We start from the raw sequence: 18342 nt of genomic DNA on the forward strand, positions 1-18342 counted from the left end.
TCAAACTGCTTGACAACTAATTTTAGGGGCTCATACTGCCTAATAGGGAGAGAAGGTTACAGTCATTCGCTCTCGTATAGTCTGCCGGAAATATTCAAGTAAATAGGTATTTATGACTCTGTTTCCGGCTAAATCGTATTCAATCAGCTCTTTGCCTAAGAAGACCAGCTTGGCGCGTTTCGCAAATTGCCTGCGTAATTATTTTTGGCTTTTGAAGTATTGCTTCTCTGCCACGCCCCAGTGGAGTGGTAAATATTGGGTATGGTGCGCTACATTGCTGGGTGGTGCCACGGTTGCTCAGGCCCAGCAAACAGAACGGGTAGCACCCTACATAGTGGGGGCATACGCGCAGGGTAGCTTTATTATGGCGCATACACCAGCCATAACCCATTTGGCAGTGTCGCACCCTACGGGAGTCGAGTTGAATTTGCAACGCCAGACCACAGGCACGGCACCCTGGCACGCCTGGTACCGTTACCCCAAAGTAGGGCTGGCGCTGGTATATTACGACTACCACAACCCCATGCTGGGCCAGTCTTTTGCGGCTACGGCCTACATCAATAAGGCCATTTGGCGCACCGCGCGGCAGGAGCTGAATTTTCGACTAGGTACCGGACTGGGCTACTTCACCACCAGCTACGACCGTTACGATAATAAAAAAAATGAAATGATTGGCTCGCGTCTGAACGCGACTATTCAGACCCGTGTGGAGTACGATGTGGCCGTGTCTGACCACCTGGGGCTGTTGATGGGGGTAGCGTTCAACCACTATTCCAACGGCGCTACCACCAAGCCCAACCGGGGTATCAACCTGCCCTCGGTGGTACTGGGAGTGAACTACCATCAGCAGCGAGCTTTCCAACCGCAGCCCGATGCCATGGCTGCCGAGCCGGACGATATTGGGCGGTTTTTTGTGAACCTGAGCACCAGCTACGCCTTCAAGCAACTGCGGGAAACCGACCAGTGGGTCAACCGGCGCTACTCCGTATTTTCGGCCACGGTGGCGGTGGGCAAGCGCCTCAACCGCAAAAGCAACCTGATGCTGGGCCTGGAGGGCTTTCAGGATCAGTCGCTGCGAGCTGCGCAGCGTATGGATGGCGATACCACGCAGACGGGTGGTAGGCTACCCGACATCAGAAAGGCCGGCGTGTACATCGGGCACGAGCTATTATTCGGGCGGCTGGCTTTTGTCTCGCACCTGGGCGTGTACATCTACAATCCCTACAAATCCAATCCGTTCTACTACGAGCGGCTGGGGCTGAAGTATCATTTCACCAAGCGCGTATTTGGGGATGTGGACCTGAAAGTGCACCGCGCCGCCGCCGATGCCCTGGAACTGCGGGTAGGGGTGAAGCTGTGAGTGAGTGAGTGAGTGAGTGAGTGAGTGAGTGAGTGAGTGAGTGGCGCTATGCGACACTTCGTCCGGTTCAGTTGACAGTTGGGTGGCACGCATTGGGAGGCAGCTCCGTCGGCGGCTATCTTCCGCTCATTGTTCACAACTTCGCAAGGCACTACCATGGAACCCTTTCTGCTCCTCATACGCTGGCTACACATTGCGGCCGGATTTACGGGTTTTTTTGTGGCGCCCGTGGCCATGTGGGTGCGCAAGGGCGGCCCGGCGCACCGGCGCTGGGGGAAGGTGTTCTTCTGGGCAATGGTGGTAGCAGGCGGCACGGCTGTGGCGCTGGCAAGCATCAAGGGCCTTACCTTCTTGCTGCTAACGGGCATCTTCAGCCTCTACCTAGCGTGCTTCGGCTACCGCTCACTCTACCTCAAGCAGCTGGGGCACGGCCAGCGCCCTACCCTTCCCGACTGGCTGGGGGTAGGGGCAGGCCTACTGATTTTTGGCGGCACGCTGCTGTACGGCTTCCTGCGTGGCGTGGTGCCCTCCGCGGTGTTCGGAGCCATTGGAATGATGCTGACGGGACGGCAACTATGGTCCTACATGCGCACGGCACCACCCGTACCGGGGCAGTGGCTGCTCAATCATATTTCGGGGTTTGTGGGCGCCTATATTGCGGCCGTATCGGCATTTTCGGCTACTAGCCTTACGTTCATTCCGTGGCCGGTTAACTTTCTGTGGCCTACGCTACTCATCGTGCCCCCCATGATATGGGTGCAGCGCCGCTACAAGCAGCAGTTTGCCCGCCAGCACTGGGCTGCTCGCATAGAAGCACTGCGTAGAGGGTAGGGAGACAAAGCACACGCTCACCGTGCGAGTCTGTGCGCGAGTCGTGCAACGCGCCCCTACACCAGTGCCCGATTGATACGCCCTACCAAGGCCGGGCCTTCATATACAAACCCGGTGTACAGTTGCACCAGCGACGCGCCGGCGGCCAGCTTTTCCTGTGCATCCTGGGGCGAGTGAATGCCACCCGCCCCAATGATGGGTAGGCCGCCATTGGTGCGCCGGTGCAGGAAGCGAATGACCTCGGTAGCACGCTCCCGCAACGGCCGGCCGCTCAGGCCACCCGCACCCAGGCTGGTTACGTGGTCGGTAGCGGTGCGCAGGTCGGCGCGGCTGATGGTGGTGTTAGTAGCCACCAACCCGCTGAGGTTGGTTTCGCGGGCGATAAGCAGGATGTCGTCAAGCTGCGAATCCGTTAGGTCGGGCGCAATCTTAAGCAGGAGTGGGCGCGGCTGGGGTAGGGACTGGTTACGTTCCTGCACCTGCTGTAGCAGTTGTATCAGGGGCTCGCGCTCTTGCAACTGCCGCAGCCCCGGTGTATTCGGCGACGATACATTCACCACGAAATAGTCGACTACCTCGTGTAGCGCTTCCACGCAGGCTACGTAGTCTTGGGCGGCCTGCTCGTTGGGCGTGTCTTTGTTCTTGCCAATGTTGCCGCCAATGATGAGCTGCTGGTTACGGCGCTGCCGCAGGCGCTGAGCGGCTGCAGTGGCCCCATCGTTGTTGAAACCCATGCGGTTCACCAGTGCCTCATCTTGGGGCAGCCGAAACAGGCGAGGCGCAGGGTTGCCCGGCTGCGGCCGCGGCGTCACCGTTCCAATCTCCACGAAGCCGAAGCCCAATGCCCCCAGCTCATCGGTCAGCACGGCATTCTTATCGAGTCCCGCCGCCAATCCCACTGGGTTTCGGAATTTCAAGCCGAAAACCTCGCGCTCTAGTTTTGGATGCTGGAAGTCGTACAACCCGCGCAGCAACGCTGCCGTACCCGGCAGGCGGTAGGCGCTTTTCAGATTATTGAAAACAACGTGGTGCGCCCGCTCCGCGTCGAGTTGGAAGAGTAGAGGTTTGAGAAGGGCTTTGTACATAGCAGTACAAAGATGGTAATGAATGGTGAATGGTGAGATGGTGAAGAGGTGAGTTAAAAGATGCCTATCATGCTGGGCAGAGCGAAGGACCTGCTCACGTCAGAACGAGTCGTTGTTACGTTCGTCGTTCTCGCGCGAGAAGATTCTTGGCTCTGCTCAGCATGACAGGCATATTTTAACTCACCATCTCACTATCTCACCATCTCACCATCTCACCATTCACCACCTACCCCGCCCAGCCTTCGCGATCCAGCGAGCGGTATTGGATGGCTTCGGCCAAGTGCTCGATGCCGATGGCGTCGGTGGCGGCCAGGTCGGCAATGGTGCGGGCCACTTTCAGGATGCGGTCGTAGGCACGGGCCGAGAGGCCAAGGCGCTCCATAGCCGTCTTGAGTAGGGTGCGGCCGGCCGGGTCTATCTGACAAATGTCCTTTACCATTTGCGAGGGCATCATGGCGTTGGAGTGAATTTCGGGAAACTCCGCAAACCGTGCGGCCTGCACCTGTCGGGCTTTCTCTACTCGCTGCTGGATGTTCTCGCTGCTTTCAGCCTTGCGCGTTTCCGTCATTTGATCAAAAGTCACGGGCGTCACCTCCACGTGCAGGTCGATGCGGTCGAGCAATGGACCCGATACTTTGTTGAGGTAGCGCTGCACCACGCCGGGGCCGCACACGCATTCCTTCTCAGGATGATTGTAGTAGCCACACGGACAGGGGTTCATTGAGGCAATCAACATGAAGTTGGCCGGAAAATCAATGCTGACTTTGGCGCGGGAGATGGTCACGCGGCGCTCCTCCAGCGGTTGGCGCATTACCTCCAGCACCGTGCGCTTAAACTCCGGCAGCTCGTCCAGAAACAGCACCCCGTTGTGCGACAGCGAAATTTCGCCCGGCTGTGGGTTGCCGCCCCCGCCTACCAGGGCCACGTCCGAAATCGTGTGGTGCGGGCTCCTGAATGGTCGCGTTGTCAGGAGCGAAGCATTGCTGCCCAGCTTTCCCGCCACCGAGTGAATCTTGGTGGTTTCCAGGGCCTCGTGCATGTTCAGTGGGGGTAGGATGCTGGGTAGGCGTTTGGCCAGCATGGTTTTGCCCGCGCCGGGCGGCCCGATCATGATGACGTTGTGGCCGCCAGCGGCCGCAATTTCCAACGCCCGCTTGATGTTTTCTTGTCCCTGCACGTCGGCAAAGTCGGCGGCATAACGGTTGGCTTCGTGCTGAAACACGTGGCGCGTATCCATCTGCACCGGTGCAATCATCTGCCTACCCTCGAAGAAATCGATAGCCTCCTGCATAGTTTCTACAGGAATCACATCGAGGTTGTTAACAATGGCTGCTTCAAGGGCATTTTCTTTGGGTAAGATAATGCCCTTGAAGCCTTCCTTACGCGCCTGAATGGCAATGGGCAACACGCCCCGAATGGGCCGCAGGCCCCCGTCGAGTGCCAACTCGCCCATAATGATGTACTCGCCCAGCTGCTCGGTGGCAAGCTGCTGCGACGCGTGCAAAATGCCCAGCGCAATCGGCAAATCATACGCCGAGCCTTCCTTGCGAATATCAGCCGGCGCCATGTTCACCACCACCTTGGTACGCGGCATCCGATACCCCCGAAACTTCAGGGCCGCCTCCACCCGCTGCTGACTTTCCTTAATGGCATTGTCGGGTAGGCCAACCACATAAAAATTAGTGCCTTGCGATACAACAACTTCAATCGTAATAGTGGTAGCATTCACCCCCTGCACGGCCGAGCCGTAGGTTTTGGTAAGCATCGTGAATAGAGAAAAATAAGGTTGACAACGCAAAAGCCAGCCCCGTAGAGCTGGCTTTTGCGTTGTCGAAAAACGTGCCGTAGTGATGTATAAAATACTAAACGGCCCTCTTCATTTATTTTCCAATCACTAGTTGCTCAATCAGCAGAATCATAATGTGAATGGCCTTGATATGGATTTCCTGAATCCGGTCGGCGTAGCCGGTATGGGGCGCACGGATTTCTACGTCGCAGAGGGTAGCAAGCTTGCCGCCGTCTTTGCCTGTGAGGCCTACTACGCTCAAACCAGCAGCTTTGGCGGCCTCGGCGGCGCGCAGAACATTGGGCGAATTGCCGCTGGTACTAATGGCAACCAACACATCGTTGGGCCTACCCAGCGCCTCTACGAAACGGCTAAACACCTGGTCATACCCATAATCATTGGCCACGCAGCTCATGTGGGAGGCTTCGGTGAGGGCAATAGCGGCTAGTGCGGGCCGGTCGGCGCGGTACCGGCCAGATAACTCTTGGGCAAAATGTTGCGCGTCGCAGAGCGAGCCGCCATTGCCACAGGTCAGGATTTTGCCGCCGTGCTGAAGCGCATCGGCCATGAGGCGAGCGGCCTGCTCAATGGCAGCCAGGTTGGCCGGATCGGCCAGAAAGCGGTCCAGCAGGTCACGGGCAGTGGTGAGCTCGGCCCGGATAAGGTCAGATAATGGAGTGTTCGTCACGCCGCGAAGTTAACGGGTTGTGGAGTTATCGGCGTCGTTGGCGGGTGGAATGATGGTATTGGGCTTCTCCAACGGAGCATTGCTGAGGCTAGGATCCTCCTGCGGAAACACTGGCCGCCGCGGAATGGAGCCTACTGGTGCACCGGGGGTAGGCGTCATTACAATTTCGTCGGGGTAGGTGGTAGTGCCCGGTACGGTACCGGGGCGTTGCTGGAAGTCTCGCTCACGCTGCTCCAACTGGTGGTCGTATAGACGCGCTTTCAACTCGTTGATCTTGCCTTCCAACTGTCCTATCTGGCGCCGCAAAACGGTGCTATCAAGATTTTCTACGAGCAGTAGCGCCGCTAGCAATACCACCGCTACTATAAAGAGCGTGTTATAGAAAGTGGCCGGCTCAGTTCCTAGTCCAATGGCCGAAGCAAACGTGTCGCGGGCGGCCGGGCTGAAGATAAACAACAGAGCCAGCAGCAAGTAAACCATTACCAGAATGGTTGTCAGGCGTTTCAGGAAGAGCATATAGGTAGTAAGGCAGAGCGTTAGAAAATGAAGGAACAAGCGTGCAGTCCAGCTCCCGATGCGAAATATAAAATTTTTCGAGTCAGGAGGCCGAATCTGTAAGTATCAGCTACTATATAACGCAGAGTGCATACGTTCCGTTGGCATGCTACACCAGCGCCCCGCTGCCTTGCAATTGGTTGAGGCGCTGATACAGGCCGGCATTCTGTTGCAGTAGCTCTTGGTGGGTACCGCGCTCCACAATGCGGCCGTTTTGCAGCACAATAATCTCGTCGGCGTGCTGCACGGTGCTGAGGCGGTGGGCAATAACCAACGACGTGCGGCTTTGCATTAGGCGGGTAAGGGCTTCCTGCACCAGCTTTTCCGATTCCGTATCCAAGGCCGAAGTGGCTTCGTCCAGAATAAGAATAGGAGGGTTGCGCAGAATAGCTCGTGCAATGCTCAGGCGCTGGCGCTGTCCGCCCGAAAGACGGGCGCCCCGGTCGCCAATGACGGTCTGGTAGCCGTCGGCCGTTGCCGTAATAAAGTCGTGGGCATTGGCAATTTTGGCGGCTTCCACTACCTCTGCTTCCGTAGCCTGAGTGTTGAAGCGAATGTTGTTGAAAATAGTATCGTTGAACAGGATGCTCTCCTGGGTTACAATGCCCATCTGGTCGCGCAGGGAATGGATGGTGACGTCGCGAACGTCGTGACCATCTACCAGAATGCGGCCGCCCGTTACGTCGTAGAAGCGGGGTAGGAGGTCGGCCAGGGTGCTTTTGCCACCGCCCGAAGGGCCTACCAGCGCTACCGTTTTACCCTTGCCAATGGTCAGGTTGATGTCTTGCAGCACGGGCTGCTCGCCGTAGCCAAACTGCACGCCTTGCAGCTCAATCTGATGCTGGAAGCTGGGCAGTACGGCCGCGTTGGGTTGATCTTGAATGGTAGGTTCGGTGTCGATGACGCGCAGCACCCGCTCGCCGGCCACCAGCCCACGCTGGATATTACTGAACGCCGACGACAACGCCTTAGCCGGCACCAGCACCTGCGAAAACAGAATGATGTAGGTGATGAATACCGAGGCCGATAAATCGGACCCACCGCCCAGCACCAGCGTGCCGCCGTAGTACAGCAACCCCGCTACCACTGATACACCAGCAAACTCCGAAAACGGCGAGGCCAGGTCGCGGGTGTTGTCGATGCGGCGGGCCGTGCGGGCGTACAGGTCGTTCTGTTCCCGAAACTTCTCCGTCATATACGCTTCGGCGTTGAAGGCCTTGATAACGCGCACACCGCCCAGCATCTCGTCAATCACCGAAAGCATGGTGCCCAGCGTGCTTTGGCTTTGTTGGGCTTGGCGCTTCAGCCGTTTGGAAATCCCCGAAATCAGCCCCCCCGAAATGGGCAGCAGTACCAGCGTAAACAACGTCAGCTTCACCGACATAGCAAACAGCACCGCGAAGTAGGCAATGATCTTGAGTGGTTCCTGGAGCACGGCCGTTACCGTATTCACCACCGAGTTTTCCACTTCCTGCACGTCGTTGGTGAAGCGCGACATCAAATCGCCCTTGCGCTCCTGCGAAAAATAGCCGAGTTGGAGCGTCGTTACATGCTGGTACAGATCAGCGCGCATGGTTCGAATCACGCGTGCCCGTACGCGCGCCAGAATCCGCAGGCTGAGGTAGCGAAACAGGTTGCTCAGCAGCACCGACAGCACCACAATGCCACACGCAAAAGCCAGGGCGCCCAGCCTACCCTCGGCCGCCAGCACCTGCGCAAAGTAGAAGTTGAATAACTCCTTGATGTACTCCAACGTGAGGGAAAAGGGGGGGAGAGCCGCCGGTATTTCCATCGTGTGCGTGGTATCGAACAGCACGTTGAGCAGGGGCACCAGCATGGCGAAATTGGCGATGCCGAAGAAAATATTCAGCACCGTGTACACCATGTACAGGGGTAGGAAATCGGCGTAAGGCCGCGCGTATTGCAGAATGCGGAGGTAAATCTTCATAAGCCCCGCAAAGGTAGGCAATCGTAGGGGCGCGTGGCACGCACCTGTTACAGAACGAATAGGAGCGTTTTCGCAGACACAACCGGCTGAACTACTACCGAAACGACGGCCCCCCTACTACAACACGGCTACCACCTCAATTTGCCCCATAATGTGGTAATTAAACTCTACCATCTCCTCGGCAGGTACCCTCATAGAGGTAGGGCCATTCTTCGGAGAATGTGTCGGAAAGGCTGCCGCGTATTCTGCATCACTAGCAAAACGCACTAGGTAGCCCGTGTCTGTGGTACTGGCTTGCGTATAGTAAGCGGTAGTGGCTTCTTCGGGCGTAAAATAGAAAGCCGGTTGCCGCAGCAGGCCCACCGGTAGCGCCACCCAATGAGCGGCGGCAATAGCATCCAACTCCTGCTGGGCAACTGGACAATACAGCAGCATGGTAGGCGAATCGTGCCGCATACAGAGGTAGGGTAGTAGGCCGTTGAAGACCGTCATTTCTCCTCTCTGCTTGATGCGCAGAATGGTTGAAATGACGTGTGCTAGTATGACGTTCTATCGCATCAAAACTCGTGCAGGCGCTGGGCAATGTTCCAGCGCAGGGCTACCGAGGTGTAGCTTTCCGTGCCATCAGCCGCAATAGCATACTGTGAGCTGCGGTGACGGATGATCTGCTTGGCGTCGAGCCAGAGGTTGTGGCGCAGCTGGTAGGTCGCCGTTAGGTCGAGATGCAGAAGCTTGCTGCGGTTGCCGTCGCCTACACTGTAGCCGTACTCCCGCAGGCTACCATCTGGGTTCAGCGGACGATTATTATAGGGATAGAGCACATTGCCGCCGTAGTTGTTGGCGGGGCCAATGGCAGGATAATTTGGCACGGGCGGCAGATCCAGCCCTTGCACGGAGTAGAAGGCCTTTCCTACCAGATTTAGACGAGGTAGGCGCGGGGGCTGGTAGCTAGCAATACCAATGAATTCGTACAGGTTGGCGCCCATAGGGTGCGCTAGCGGCTGGTTGTAGTGCTGGTAGTTGCGGTACTTGTCTTCGTGCTGGTAGGTGTAGGGCCGGATGTAGTTGAACTCGCCTTGCAAGTCGAAATTGCTAATCCCGGCCACGTCTATATACTTAGCGCCCAGCTGAATAGCCTGTTTGTTGGCCCACCACCCATCGCCAGAGCGCACCTGGCTGATCGAAAACTCATCCAGCACCAGTTGTCCGTAGAGCTGGTAGCGGCGCTTGATATTCCACTTGAAATCCAGGCCGAGCAGGGAATTGTCTTCCGAGCCTACTTGCTGCTCCACGCTGCGGTAGAAGATAATAGGATTGAGGTAACCTAGCTCGTAGCCGCCCTTGCCCCGCGCAAATACTACCGACTCAAACACGCCCACGTTGAAGTTCGACGTCACGTCGAGACTCAGGTGGTGGAAGGTCATGTACTTTTTCTGGTAAATGGCATCGGCGTTTTCCCGCTCAGCTGTCATCTGCGTGAATAGGTTCTGATAGTTGAACTTCCAGATGCGCGTATTCAGCTTCAGAAACAGGTAGGGCGCCGTGTAGTCCGATAAAATCAGGGAGCGGTAGCCATTGCCGATGAAGTTCCGGTCGTGCCCAAATTGCAGGTTGATATGCCGGCTGGCCGCGTAGGTGATATAGCCCCGAGCCGAAAGGAAATCGTACTGATTGCCGCCCTCGCCTTTGAAATACTTCCAATAGCCTTCGTGCGGCACAATGTTGTCGCGCTGGATGCGGTCCTGCACGTAGCCAGGCACGGCCATCTGGTTGTCGGCCAGGAAAGTATAGAAGCCCAACTTTTTATCGATGGTACCTTCCACCTGAATGCCGCGGGTGTTCACATAGCGTAGCCCATCCATGCGGTTATCGTGTCCCGCACTTAGATAGGCTACCGGATTCACGCGTAGCGTAAAATCGGGCTTTTCTACGTGGAATAGGTCGCTGGTATTGTGGTAAAAGTACTTCAGGATAGGATTTCGGCTGGTGTTCTGCGCCAGCAGCTCCATTGTATACGGCCAGTTGTCGCGCAGCAGGTAGCGGGCGTTGAAACGGTCGGCGCGGGAAAATGTGCCCGCTTCCGTGCTATCAAGCAACATTCGTTCGCCCAGGCGGGCGGCACTGGCACGGGTGTAAGGTCGTACGGAGGTGTGCGGGTCGCCCAGCGAATCGGCGCCGTATTTGATGGCGTAACGGTCGATTAGGCGGTACACGTCCTGGTCGAGCGGCACGTAGGTAGTACCCTGACCAGTCTGGTGCGGCGGCGCCGGTTTGGGCGCCGACTGGTCGTACACCAGCCAAGTAGGGCCGTTGGCGCGGGTGGTAGAGTCCGTTGTTTGGGCCAGCGTGCGGCCCGCCAGCAAACCCAGGCAAGACAGCAGGAGTAAACGAGTAGTCATAGAAGCAGAACTAGCAGCCACAGCGCAGCGAGTGGTAGGACAAACCTACGTAGTTTGTAGTTGGGGTAGGGCGGGGCAGCCGACAAAAAACGGGCCTACCCGATGTAGGGAAGCTAGCTGGGTTTTGTTGATTGCCTATGGTTTGTAATAGGGGCCGCTACTATTGAACACAATTTTGCCTGCTCACCAACGGCTACTAGCTGTTAGTAAGCAGGCAAAATAGTTGCTCAGGGAGTATCCTTTAGTGCTTAGATGCCTGGATAGCCTGGGTTCTGCTTGAGGTTCGGATTAGCCGCTAATTGCCGTTGCGGTATGGCAAACAATCTTTTTTCTGGGCTGCTGGGCTGGTGGTCCCACCACGAGGTAGTGGTAAAGGCTCCGAAGCGAATCATGTCTGTGCGGCGCTTGCCCTCAAAAATAAATTCGCGGCCGCGCTCGGCCAGAAACTCTGGCAGCGTAAGCGTGGCAGCCGTATAGGCAGCCGCTGGATAATCAGCCGCACTAAAAGCCCGCCGCCGTACAGCATTTACCAGTTCCAAGGCCTCGGGGGTAGCAGTGCCGTTGTTTTTGCGCATCAACGCTTCGGCCTTGTTATAGTAGATTTCGGTCAGGCGGTAGATAGCCCAGTCGTTGCTCCAGTATTTAGCTTCCGACTGGCGGCCAGGAGGATATTTGTTGAAGCGGGCTCCGCTGTTTTCCTCTCCATCAATCATGGTAGAGCTGGTTTTGCCCTCGCTGTTGCGCTGAATTTCTTTTACAAAAACCAATTGCTTACCCCGGTATTCTTCCGTGCCCAGCACGGGCTGGGTAGGGTTAGCGGCCTGAAACTGCGGCCCGATGAGCATCCAGGTCGATTTACGCAAATCGTTGTCTTTGAACGCATCGTACGCGCTGGGAATCACCACCACGCCGTTGTTGCCGTTGGCGTCGCCGTCGTAGATCAGGCGCTGGTTGAAGTGGTAAAAGTCGCCGTTCCAGCCGCACCGGGTAGGGGTGGCCTGGTAGTCGTATACCAGCTGAAACAGGATTTCCTTCGACCGGTCGTTGGTGTTGCTGTAGGTTGCTTTCAAGTCTGTGTCCAGCGCAGGAGTGCCGTTCAGCCCGCCCGTCTGGCCCTGTATGATCTTGTCGCAGGCGGCAATGCAGTCGTCCCAGCGCGGTGTGCCCGACCATACCTCGGCATTCAGATACAACTCTGCGAGCATGGAGTAGCCAGCGGCCTTCGTGATACGGCCAATCAGGGCCTGGCTTAGGTTGGGTAGCAGGTCAACGTTCTCTTTCAACTCCTTTTCAACAAAAGCAAACACCTCGGCCCGTGGTGCCGTGGCTGGGCTTAGCGGCTCGCCTACCGTCGTTACAATTGGAATATTGCCGTACAGATCCATGAGCTTCATGTAATGAAAAGCCCGGAATACTTTCAGTTCTGCAATAAAAGCGGCTTTATCTTGTTCATTGACGCCGGCGCGAGCAAAGTCTACTCGCTCGAAGTCGCCCAGTACGCTGTTGCAAAACCCTACCCCCGTGAATAGCAACGACCACGGGTTCCACATCAAGTTTTCGGTGAATACCCAACTGTGGCCATGCAGACGAATCCACTGGGCATCGTCGTAGCCGTGGCGGCCTTTCTGCGGCCAAGCCAGCTGGTCGGCCGTAAACTCGTTGAGGCGCCAGTAGCTATTCTGACCAGTTGGGGCTATCCAGGCATTTGCGTGCGTATAGGGGCGTAGCACACCCGAAAGAATTTCCTGCCGGTTATTATAGAACTGGCTAGCATCAATCTGGCTATACAGCGTTTCATCCAGGTTTGTGCAGGAGTTCGTGCTAGCTAGCATCAACGCTAGGCCAGCGAAGAGGTATTTTTTAGAGAAGCTTTTCATATATACAGTACGAATTAGAAGCCAACGATAAGACCAGCGGTGAAGGAGCGGGTGCGGGGGTAGAAACCGCGGCCGTCAATGCCAGGCGCCAGGCCCGTATCGTTTACTTCAGGGTCTAAACCCCGGTATTTGGTGAAAGTGAGCAAGTTGCGGCCCGTGAGGTAGAGGCGCAGGTTGCGGATGGCGGGCGTGTTCACAAACTTGAAGTTGTAGCCCAGCGTCACGTTGTCGAGCTTCACGAAACCGCCTGGTTCCAGGTAATAGTCGGAGTATTGCAGGGCGTCGTTGATGTCGTTGTTACGCGTAATGGCATCCTTCAGCACGTTGTTGGGCAGATACACTTTGTTGCCGAAAAACACCTGCTGCAGATTGAGGATGTCGTACTTAAACTTACCCCGGAAAAACAGCGTCAGGTCCCAATTTTTATACTGGAAGCGGTTGTTCCACGAAGCGTAGTATTTGGGCACACCATTGCCGATGTAAGCATAGTCGTCGTTAGGCACAATCTGGCTGGCCGGTACAGCATCGCCGTTGGCTTTGTAGAACAACCATCTGCCATCTTCTGTCAGGCCGGCATATCGCTTACCGTAAAAGCTACCCAGTGGGCCGCCTTCAATTGTGCGAATAGCCGGGCCGAGTGCGCCAAAGCCTCCAATATCCCCGAAGGTCAGGAAAGTGGTCTTGAACACTTCATCAGAGAAAGAGACCAGCTTGTTGCTCTGCGTGCTCCCTACCAGGTCCATGCTCCAGCGAAAATCCTTCTTCTGCATCACGGTGCCGCTCAACGTCAGCTCCAAGCCTTTGTTGTCGATTACCCCCACGTTGGTGAAAAGGGTAGACTGCACGAAGGGAGGCAGCTGCGTGTTGAAGTTGCCCAGCAGATCCGATGTGCGGCGGTAGTACGCGTCAACGGCACCGGTCAGACGATTGTCAAACAGGGCGAAGTCGATACCGGCGTTGTACTCCGCCTTGCGCTCCCAGCGCAGGTTGGGGTTGGGGTTGTTGGTAGGGCCGTAGGTTTGGCGCCATACACCGTCATCGTTCAGGTAGAAGTTACCCGTGCCCAGGCGCACCAGCGACTGGTAGTTGGGAATGCCCTGGTTGCCGGTCACACCGTAGCCGGCGCGTAGCTTCAGCAGATTCACGAAGGATACATCACGCATGAAGTTCTCCTGGCTGATAGCCCAGCCCACCGACACAGCCGGGAAGTTGCCGTACTTGTTGTTGGCACCAAAGCGCGACGACCCTTCGTGGCGCAGAATAAATTGGGCGAGGTATTTATCCTTATAAGAATAGTTGAGGCGCCCGAAGAAGGCAATTAGTGTATTGTCTTCTTTGGCACTGCCCAACGATGCTTTGCCCAAGGGTAGGAAGTTACCAGCCCCTAGGTTGTTTTCCTGGAACGCATCGTTCAGGAAGCCGCTGTTACCTGCTTCGAACGATTCTGCAACATTGTATTGGTAGCTATAACCTACCAAACCCCGTATAGTATGGTCCTGATGAATCTCTCTGTTATACTCCAGTGTCGATTCAAACGTATAGCTGCTCGATAGATAGTTGCGTTTGCGGGCGTAGGCCGTGCCGCGCACCGGCGTGCCATTCAGAGTGCCTATTTGCGAGAAACGAGAGCCGGCCTCGCGGTATTCATTATCATTTTGCGCGTCGCGTACAACCGAGCCAAAAGCCGTAGCCCGCAGTCCTTTGATGGGCTCCAGCGCAAGACGACCGTTGGCGGAGGTAGTGTTCTGGTCACGCTTTAGGCTCTCCTGATTCAGGCGGCCCAGTGGGTTCGTGGTAGAGCCTTCCTCGTAGTAGGTGCCATCGGGGTTGAAAATAGGCTGGGTAGGATTGCGCCCCAGCGCGTTTTCGAAGTCGCCGGAATTGCCGCCCAGCAGGTTGGCTTTGCTGAAGTTGGTGGCCACGTCCAGTTGCGCGGTCAGCATATCATTCAGGCCAGTCTGATTGAAACTCACGCGCCCACCATACTGCCGCCGCCAGTTGCGGATGGTAATGGGGTCGGCACCGTTGTAGTACACCGATGCCCGGTAGTTGCTAGTTGCATTGCCGCCCGACAACGCAAAGTTGTGGTACTGGCTCAGGTTGTTTTTGTTGAGCAGGGCATTGTAGAAATCTGTGGAGGCCCCTAGGTCCTGCATCTGCCCGGCCTTGGGATTGCTCGGATCTTCGCGGTAGGCCCGCCATTCTTCTGCATTCAAAAACCGGGGGCGCTTGGCTACCGACTCGTGCTGCACGTAGGTGGAGTAATCGAAGCGTGCCGGACCGGCTTTCCCTTTCTTTGTGGTAATCAGAATAACGCCCGCGTTGCCGCGCGTGCCATAAATGGCCGCGGCCGAGCCGTCTTTTAGTACGTCAAAAGATTCAATGTCATCCTGTTGAAGCAAGTCGAGGTTGCCGCCCGGAATACCATCAATAACAATCAGCGGCGCCAAGCTACCATTTACCGAGACAATACCACGAAGCTGAATAGCCGGGCTGGAGTTGGGGTTGTTGCCCTCTGTGCGAGTAACGGATAGGCCCGCTACCTTGCCCTGAATAAGATCAAGCGCATTGCGCGTACCGCCTTGGTTGAAGTCTTCGGCCTTCACCGATGCCACAGCTGATGTTACCTCGGCCCGGCGCTGCGTACCATACCCTACCACCACTACTTCTTTCAGCGACTTAGAGTCAGTAGCTAAGGTTACGTTAATCGTGGTGCGGCCATCAATAGGTACTTCCTGCGCAGTGAAGCCAATTGAAGAAATGACAAGCGTCGTAGCGCCCTCCGGGACGGTTAGGGTGTAGGTCCCGTTCACGTCCGTAGCCGTGCCTACCCCCGTGTTGCCCTTTACCAATACAGTAGCGCCAGGAATCGGCTTGCCTAGCTCGTCAACAACGAGCCCCTTTACTGTGATAGGTGGAACAACTGCTTTGCGATGCAGCGTCTTGTCTGCACTGCCTACTTCGGCATGAGCCGTAACGCCGAGTGATAAGCTCAAAACGAGTGGGAGAACCGCTGGCCTCCATATTTTTCCCGCCTGAGTATGATTTGGTAAAAACGAGAGCATAGAGTGTTGGAATGTGGTTGGGGAAAGGACAAATAGAGAGTGAATATTCTGTTGTCTTACACCATAAGCAGAAGGTTAAGAGTGGGGTATCAACGAGCATCTAACTCAGAATTTAGACTGGTCTAATTCTGCTAAATCGTTTTAGCAAAATTTAAAAAAGACTACCCTGCAACCCTTTATAGGGGTTGACTTGAAGACCGGATGCGAGAGAATGTAGCCAAGTAAGCAGTAGATGCTTATTAATAGCTATGCAGGCTTACTGGCTAGGTTTGCAAGAGCAGGCTTTCCTTGAAGCCAGGTGGGTGCCCCTCAAACGATTAATGTATTAGTGACTTCATAAAGGTCCTGCGCATAAAAGATTGAAAATGAACTTGCTGTATTGCTGAAAGGATGTTCTCTTACAAAGTGGCGGTTGCTACTTCGGGTAGTAAAAGCTGACTTTTTAGCGGCGTTATTTCAACTGCGTAGGATAGAATAATACGGATCATATATTGTAAAGAAGCTAAGATCTTAAGAAGTAACTAATTGATTAGTACTTATAAATGCTCATAAAATCATATTGGGCTCTAATATATGTCTTTTACTAAAAAATCATCAAAATTTCATCTAGGAAAATTTCCGCATGAATTCGGTCGCAATGCCAAGTATAGCACTGGGACTGCCAAAAGTTTGCTATAAGTGTAGTCTATACTTTTATAGCAGCATTCATGAAGCTATTGAAGAAATTGATGCAACGCCATATTCCAGTAAGCTTAGTGTGGCTTCTCAAAACAGCGTAAATGTTGAATAGCGCATTTGCAGGCGTACGTTCTTTAGTAAATCGTTGGACTTCTGATGATGTTAAGAACCGACTGGTATAGATTCTATTCATTCCTTATTGGTCATGCTGTGTGCACAATGTTGTTCAACTACGAGATATGAGGAGGTAGTCCTATCCTTATTTCAGTGGTCTTTCAACTGGCGTAAACGACTTATTATATCGCACTTCACGTGTCGCTCCAATACCTCCCTTTCTCCGCGCTCAACTTTGCTGCCTGGGACGCCTGTGTTGCCACCGCTCAGCCGGAGCTGCCTTACGCCTATGCGTGGTGGCTGCGCATGGTGGCAGGGCATTGGGATGCTGTAGTGGAGCTAGGCCCCGCTGGTGAGTATCGCTCTATACTGCCACTGCCATATAAACGCTGGCCGTGGGGTAGGGAGCTTTTTCAACCAGCTTTTACCCAACAACTTGGCTTGTTGATAACTGAGGATAGTCAGTATAAAAACGTGGCAGAGTACTTAGTGTTGATAACTGGTCGATATAGGAGAGGTTATCAACAGCTGAATGTGGATAACTCGCTGTTTTCCACCAGCTCCGCATACAAAACGGACCAGCGCGTGACCTACCACTTGTCCCTTGCCCCTAACTTTCCTACCCTGCTACAAGCATACGATTCCAGTAGCAAGCGGCGCTTGCGCCAAAACTTAGCGCGTTCGGCACCATTAGTAGTGCAGGAAGCTACTACCCTCGAACCCCTCATCGCCTTATTCAAACAGACAAAAGGGGAAGCGGCTTCACTTTCCGCTCGGCACTATACCCGGCTGCGCCACTTAGCGGCGGCAGCTCAGCAGCGCGGGCAGGCGCTTCTGTATGAGGTCCGGATGCCGATGCCAGATACTGAGCTGCTGGCAGCGGCGCTATTCATCCGGGAGCGGAATACGATAATCTACCTATTTGCGGCTGCCTCGCCACGTGGGCGCCAACTATCGGCGCCTACCTTGTTACTGAACCATGTGATAGCGCAGCACGCGGGCACACCCGGTTTGGTGCTGGATTTTGAAGGCAGCGTTATCCCGTCGATTGCGCGGTTTTTTGCCAACTTCGGTGCCCAGCCCGTACCTTACACTACTTTCACCCTAACTCCCCGACCCTGGTATCTGCCATGGATGCGCTGAACTCTACCCCCACGCCTTACGCCCCCGAGCGCGTACACATTGTATGTGCCGAGCCCTCCGTGGCTAATCACTTTCTGGCCGAGCTGCGCGATGTAAATAAGCAGCGTGATTCGCTGCGTTTCCGCCGAAACCTGCAACGCCTCGGCGAAATTATTGCCTACCGCATCAGCTCCCAGCTCAGCTACACCGATCAGACTATTACTACGCCACTAAGCGAAACAAACGGCAAGCTGCTCCACGACTTTCCGGTGTTGGCTACGGTGCTGCGCGCTGGCCTACCCTTTCACCAGGGCTTTCTAAATTACTTCGATCAGTCACCTTCCGCCTTTGCGGCGGCCTACCGCATCGAGGGTACCGCGCAGGTACAAGTGCAGGTCGACTACCTCTCGGCGCCGAGCCTGGATGAGCGGGTGCTGATCCTGGTGGATCCTATGCTGGCCTCCGGCAAATCGTTGGTGCAAACGTACCGAGCTATGCTGCGCTTTGGTACGCCTCGGCAGGTGCATATTGCCGCCGTTATTGCCTCCCCCGAGGGAGTTGATTACGTGACCCGCGAAATCCCCGAAGCCACGTTGTGGGTAGCAGCCGTAGATGAAGGTCTGAACGATCAGGCCTATATTATACCCGGCCTTGGTGATGCAGGCGACTTATCCTATGGTAGCAAGCTATAGCAAGGCTGATCTGCGGCACAGGTGCGGCCCGAATTTTGAAAGTTTAATCAGCGCGGTTGAACCTGACTGGCTGCATACCGTTATGATACCGGCTGCGTAAGCGGCCTGTGTCACGTTTTCCATCGCCTGTATTCGTGCTTGC

13 protein-coding genes are annotated in these 18342 nt (G+C 55.4%); 4 read left to right on the top strand and 9 right to left on the bottom strand.

Annotation, left to right across the window (positions count from 1 at the left end):
* Nucleotides 1-211: 211 nt before the first annotated feature.
* Nucleotides 212-1360 carry an acyloxyacyl hydrolase gene (locus H8B15_RS19535; RefSeq protein WP_187321339.1) on the top strand — a complete coding sequence of 383 codons (1149 nt, stop codon included), beginning with the start codon at nt 212-214 and terminating at the stop codon, nt 1358-1360.
* Between the two features lie 156 nt (nt 1361-1516).
* Nucleotides 1517-2191 (top strand): DUF2306 domain-containing protein, encoded by a 675-nt coding sequence (locus H8B15_RS19540; protein ID WP_187321340.1) that lies wholly within the window; start codon nt 1517-1519, stop codon nt 2189-2191.
* Nucleotides 2192-2247: 56 nt separating this feature from the next.
* Here H8B15_RS19540 and H8B15_RS19545 read toward each other — a convergent pair whose 3' ends face one another.
* The 9 genes from H8B15_RS19545 to H8B15_RS19585 form a co-directional block, all read right to left on the bottom strand.
* Nucleotides 2248-3276, bottom strand: coding sequence for a quinone-dependent dihydroorotate dehydrogenase (locus H8B15_RS19545; protein WP_187321341.1), 1029 nt, complete (start codon nt 3274-3276; stop codon nt 2248-2250).
* Between the two features lie 226 nt (nt 3277-3502).
* Complete coding sequence (locus H8B15_RS19550) at nt 3503-5041, bottom strand: YifB family Mg chelatase-like AAA ATPase (RefSeq protein ID WP_187321342.1); 1539 nt, start codon at nt 5039-5041, stop codon at nt 3503-3505.
* Between the two features lie 115 nt (nt 5042-5156).
* Nucleotides 5157-5750, bottom strand: a complete 594-nt coding sequence (lpcA, locus tag H8B15_RS19555; RefSeq protein WP_187321343.1) for a D-sedoheptulose 7-phosphate isomerase — start codon at nt 5748-5750, stop codon at nt 5157-5159.
* Between the two features lie 9 nt (nt 5751-5759).
* The gene (locus H8B15_RS19560; RefSeq protein ID WP_187321344.1) at nt 5760-6266 is read right to left on the bottom strand and encodes a hypothetical protein; all 507 of its coding nucleotides are present in this window, start codon (nt 6264-6266) and stop codon (nt 5760-5762) included.
* Nucleotides 6267-6414: 148 nt separating this feature from the next.
* Nucleotides 6415-8253: an ABC transporter ATP-binding protein gene (locus tag H8B15_RS19565; protein WP_187321345.1), complete on the bottom strand. Its 1839-nt coding sequence runs from the start codon at nt 8251-8253 to the stop codon at nt 6415-6417.
* A gap of 117 nt (nt 8254-8370) precedes the next feature.
* A complete protein-coding gene (locus H8B15_RS19570; RefSeq protein WP_187321346.1) occupies nt 8371-8709 on the bottom strand; it encodes a hypothetical protein in 339 nt (112 codons plus the stop codon).
* Nucleotides 8710-8810: 101 nt separating this feature from the next.
* On the bottom strand, nt 8811-10652 hold the full coding sequence (locus H8B15_RS19575; RefSeq protein ID WP_187321347.1) for a hypothetical protein: 1842 nt from the start codon (nt 10650-10652) through the stop codon (nt 8811-8813).
* A 248-nt stretch (nt 10653-10900) separates the two neighbouring features.
* Nucleotides 10901-12529: a RagB/SusD family nutrient uptake outer membrane protein gene (locus H8B15_RS19580; protein WP_187321348.1), complete on the bottom strand. Its 1629-nt coding sequence runs from the start codon at nt 12527-12529 to the stop codon at nt 10901-10903.
* A gap of 14 nt (nt 12530-12543) precedes the next feature.
* On the bottom strand, nt 12544-15525 hold the full coding sequence (locus H8B15_RS19585) for a SusC/RagA family TonB-linked outer membrane protein (protein ID WP_246455749.1): 2982 nt from the start codon (nt 15523-15525) through the stop codon (nt 12544-12546).
* Between the two features lie 1059 nt (nt 15526-16584).
* Between H8B15_RS19585 and H8B15_RS19590 the strand changes: the two genes are divergently transcribed.
* Nucleotides 16585-17529, top strand: a complete 945-nt coding sequence (locus H8B15_RS19590) for a GNAT family N-acetyltransferase (RefSeq protein ID WP_187321350.1) — start codon at nt 16585-16587, stop codon at nt 17527-17529.
* Entirely contained in the window at nt 17517-18200 is a 684-nt protein-coding gene (upp, locus tag H8B15_RS19595; protein WP_187321351.1) for a uracil phosphoribosyltransferase, read from the top strand. The genes H8B15_RS19590 and upp overlap by 13 nt, the downstream gene beginning before the upstream one ends.
* The last annotated feature ends 142 nt before the right edge of the window (nt 18201-18342 follow it).

Source organism: Hymenobacter citatus (assembly GCF_014333615.1).
Taxonomy (GTDB): domain Bacteria; phylum Bacteroidota; class Bacteroidia; order Cytophagales; family Hymenobacteraceae; genus Hymenobacter; species Hymenobacter citatus.

What these genes read in the sequence shown, in the direction of transcription:
- H8B15_RS19540 (WP_187321340.1), top strand. Translation starts at nt 1,517, where the DNA reads ATGGAACCCTTTCTGCTCCTCATACGCTGGCTACACATTGCGGCCGGA.
- H8B15_RS19560 (WP_187321344.1), bottom strand. Translation starts at nt 6,266, where the DNA reads ATGCTCTTCCTGAAACGCCTGACAACCATTCTGGTAATGGTTTACTTG.
- H8B15_RS19580 (WP_187321348.1), bottom strand. Translation starts at nt 12,529, where the DNA reads ATGAAAAGCTTCTCTAAAAAATACCTCTTCGCTGGCCTAGCGTTGATG.
- H8B15_RS19570 (WP_187321346.1), bottom strand. Translation starts at nt 8,709, where the DNA reads ATGCGGCACGATTCGCCTACCATGCTGCTGTATTGTCCAGTTGCCCAG.
- H8B15_RS19545 (WP_187321341.1), bottom strand. Translation starts at nt 3,276, where the DNA reads ATGTACAAAGCCCTTCTCAAACCTCTACTCTTCCAACTCGACGCGGAG.
- H8B15_RS19550 (WP_187321342.1), bottom strand. Translation starts at nt 5,041, where the DNA reads ATGCTTACCAAAACCTACGGCTCGGCCGTGCAGGGGGTGAATGCTACC.
- upp (WP_187321351.1), top strand. Translation starts at nt 17,517, where the DNA reads ATGGATGCGCTGAACTCTACCCCCACGCCTTACGCCCCCGAGCGCGTA.
- H8B15_RS19575 (WP_187321347.1), bottom strand. Translation starts at nt 10,652, where the DNA reads ATGACTACTCGTTTACTCCTGCTGTCTTGCCTGGGTTTGCTGGCGGGC.
- H8B15_RS19565 (WP_187321345.1), bottom strand. Translation starts at nt 8,253, where the DNA reads ATGAAGATTTACCTCCGCATTCTGCAATACGCGCGGCCTTACGCCGAT.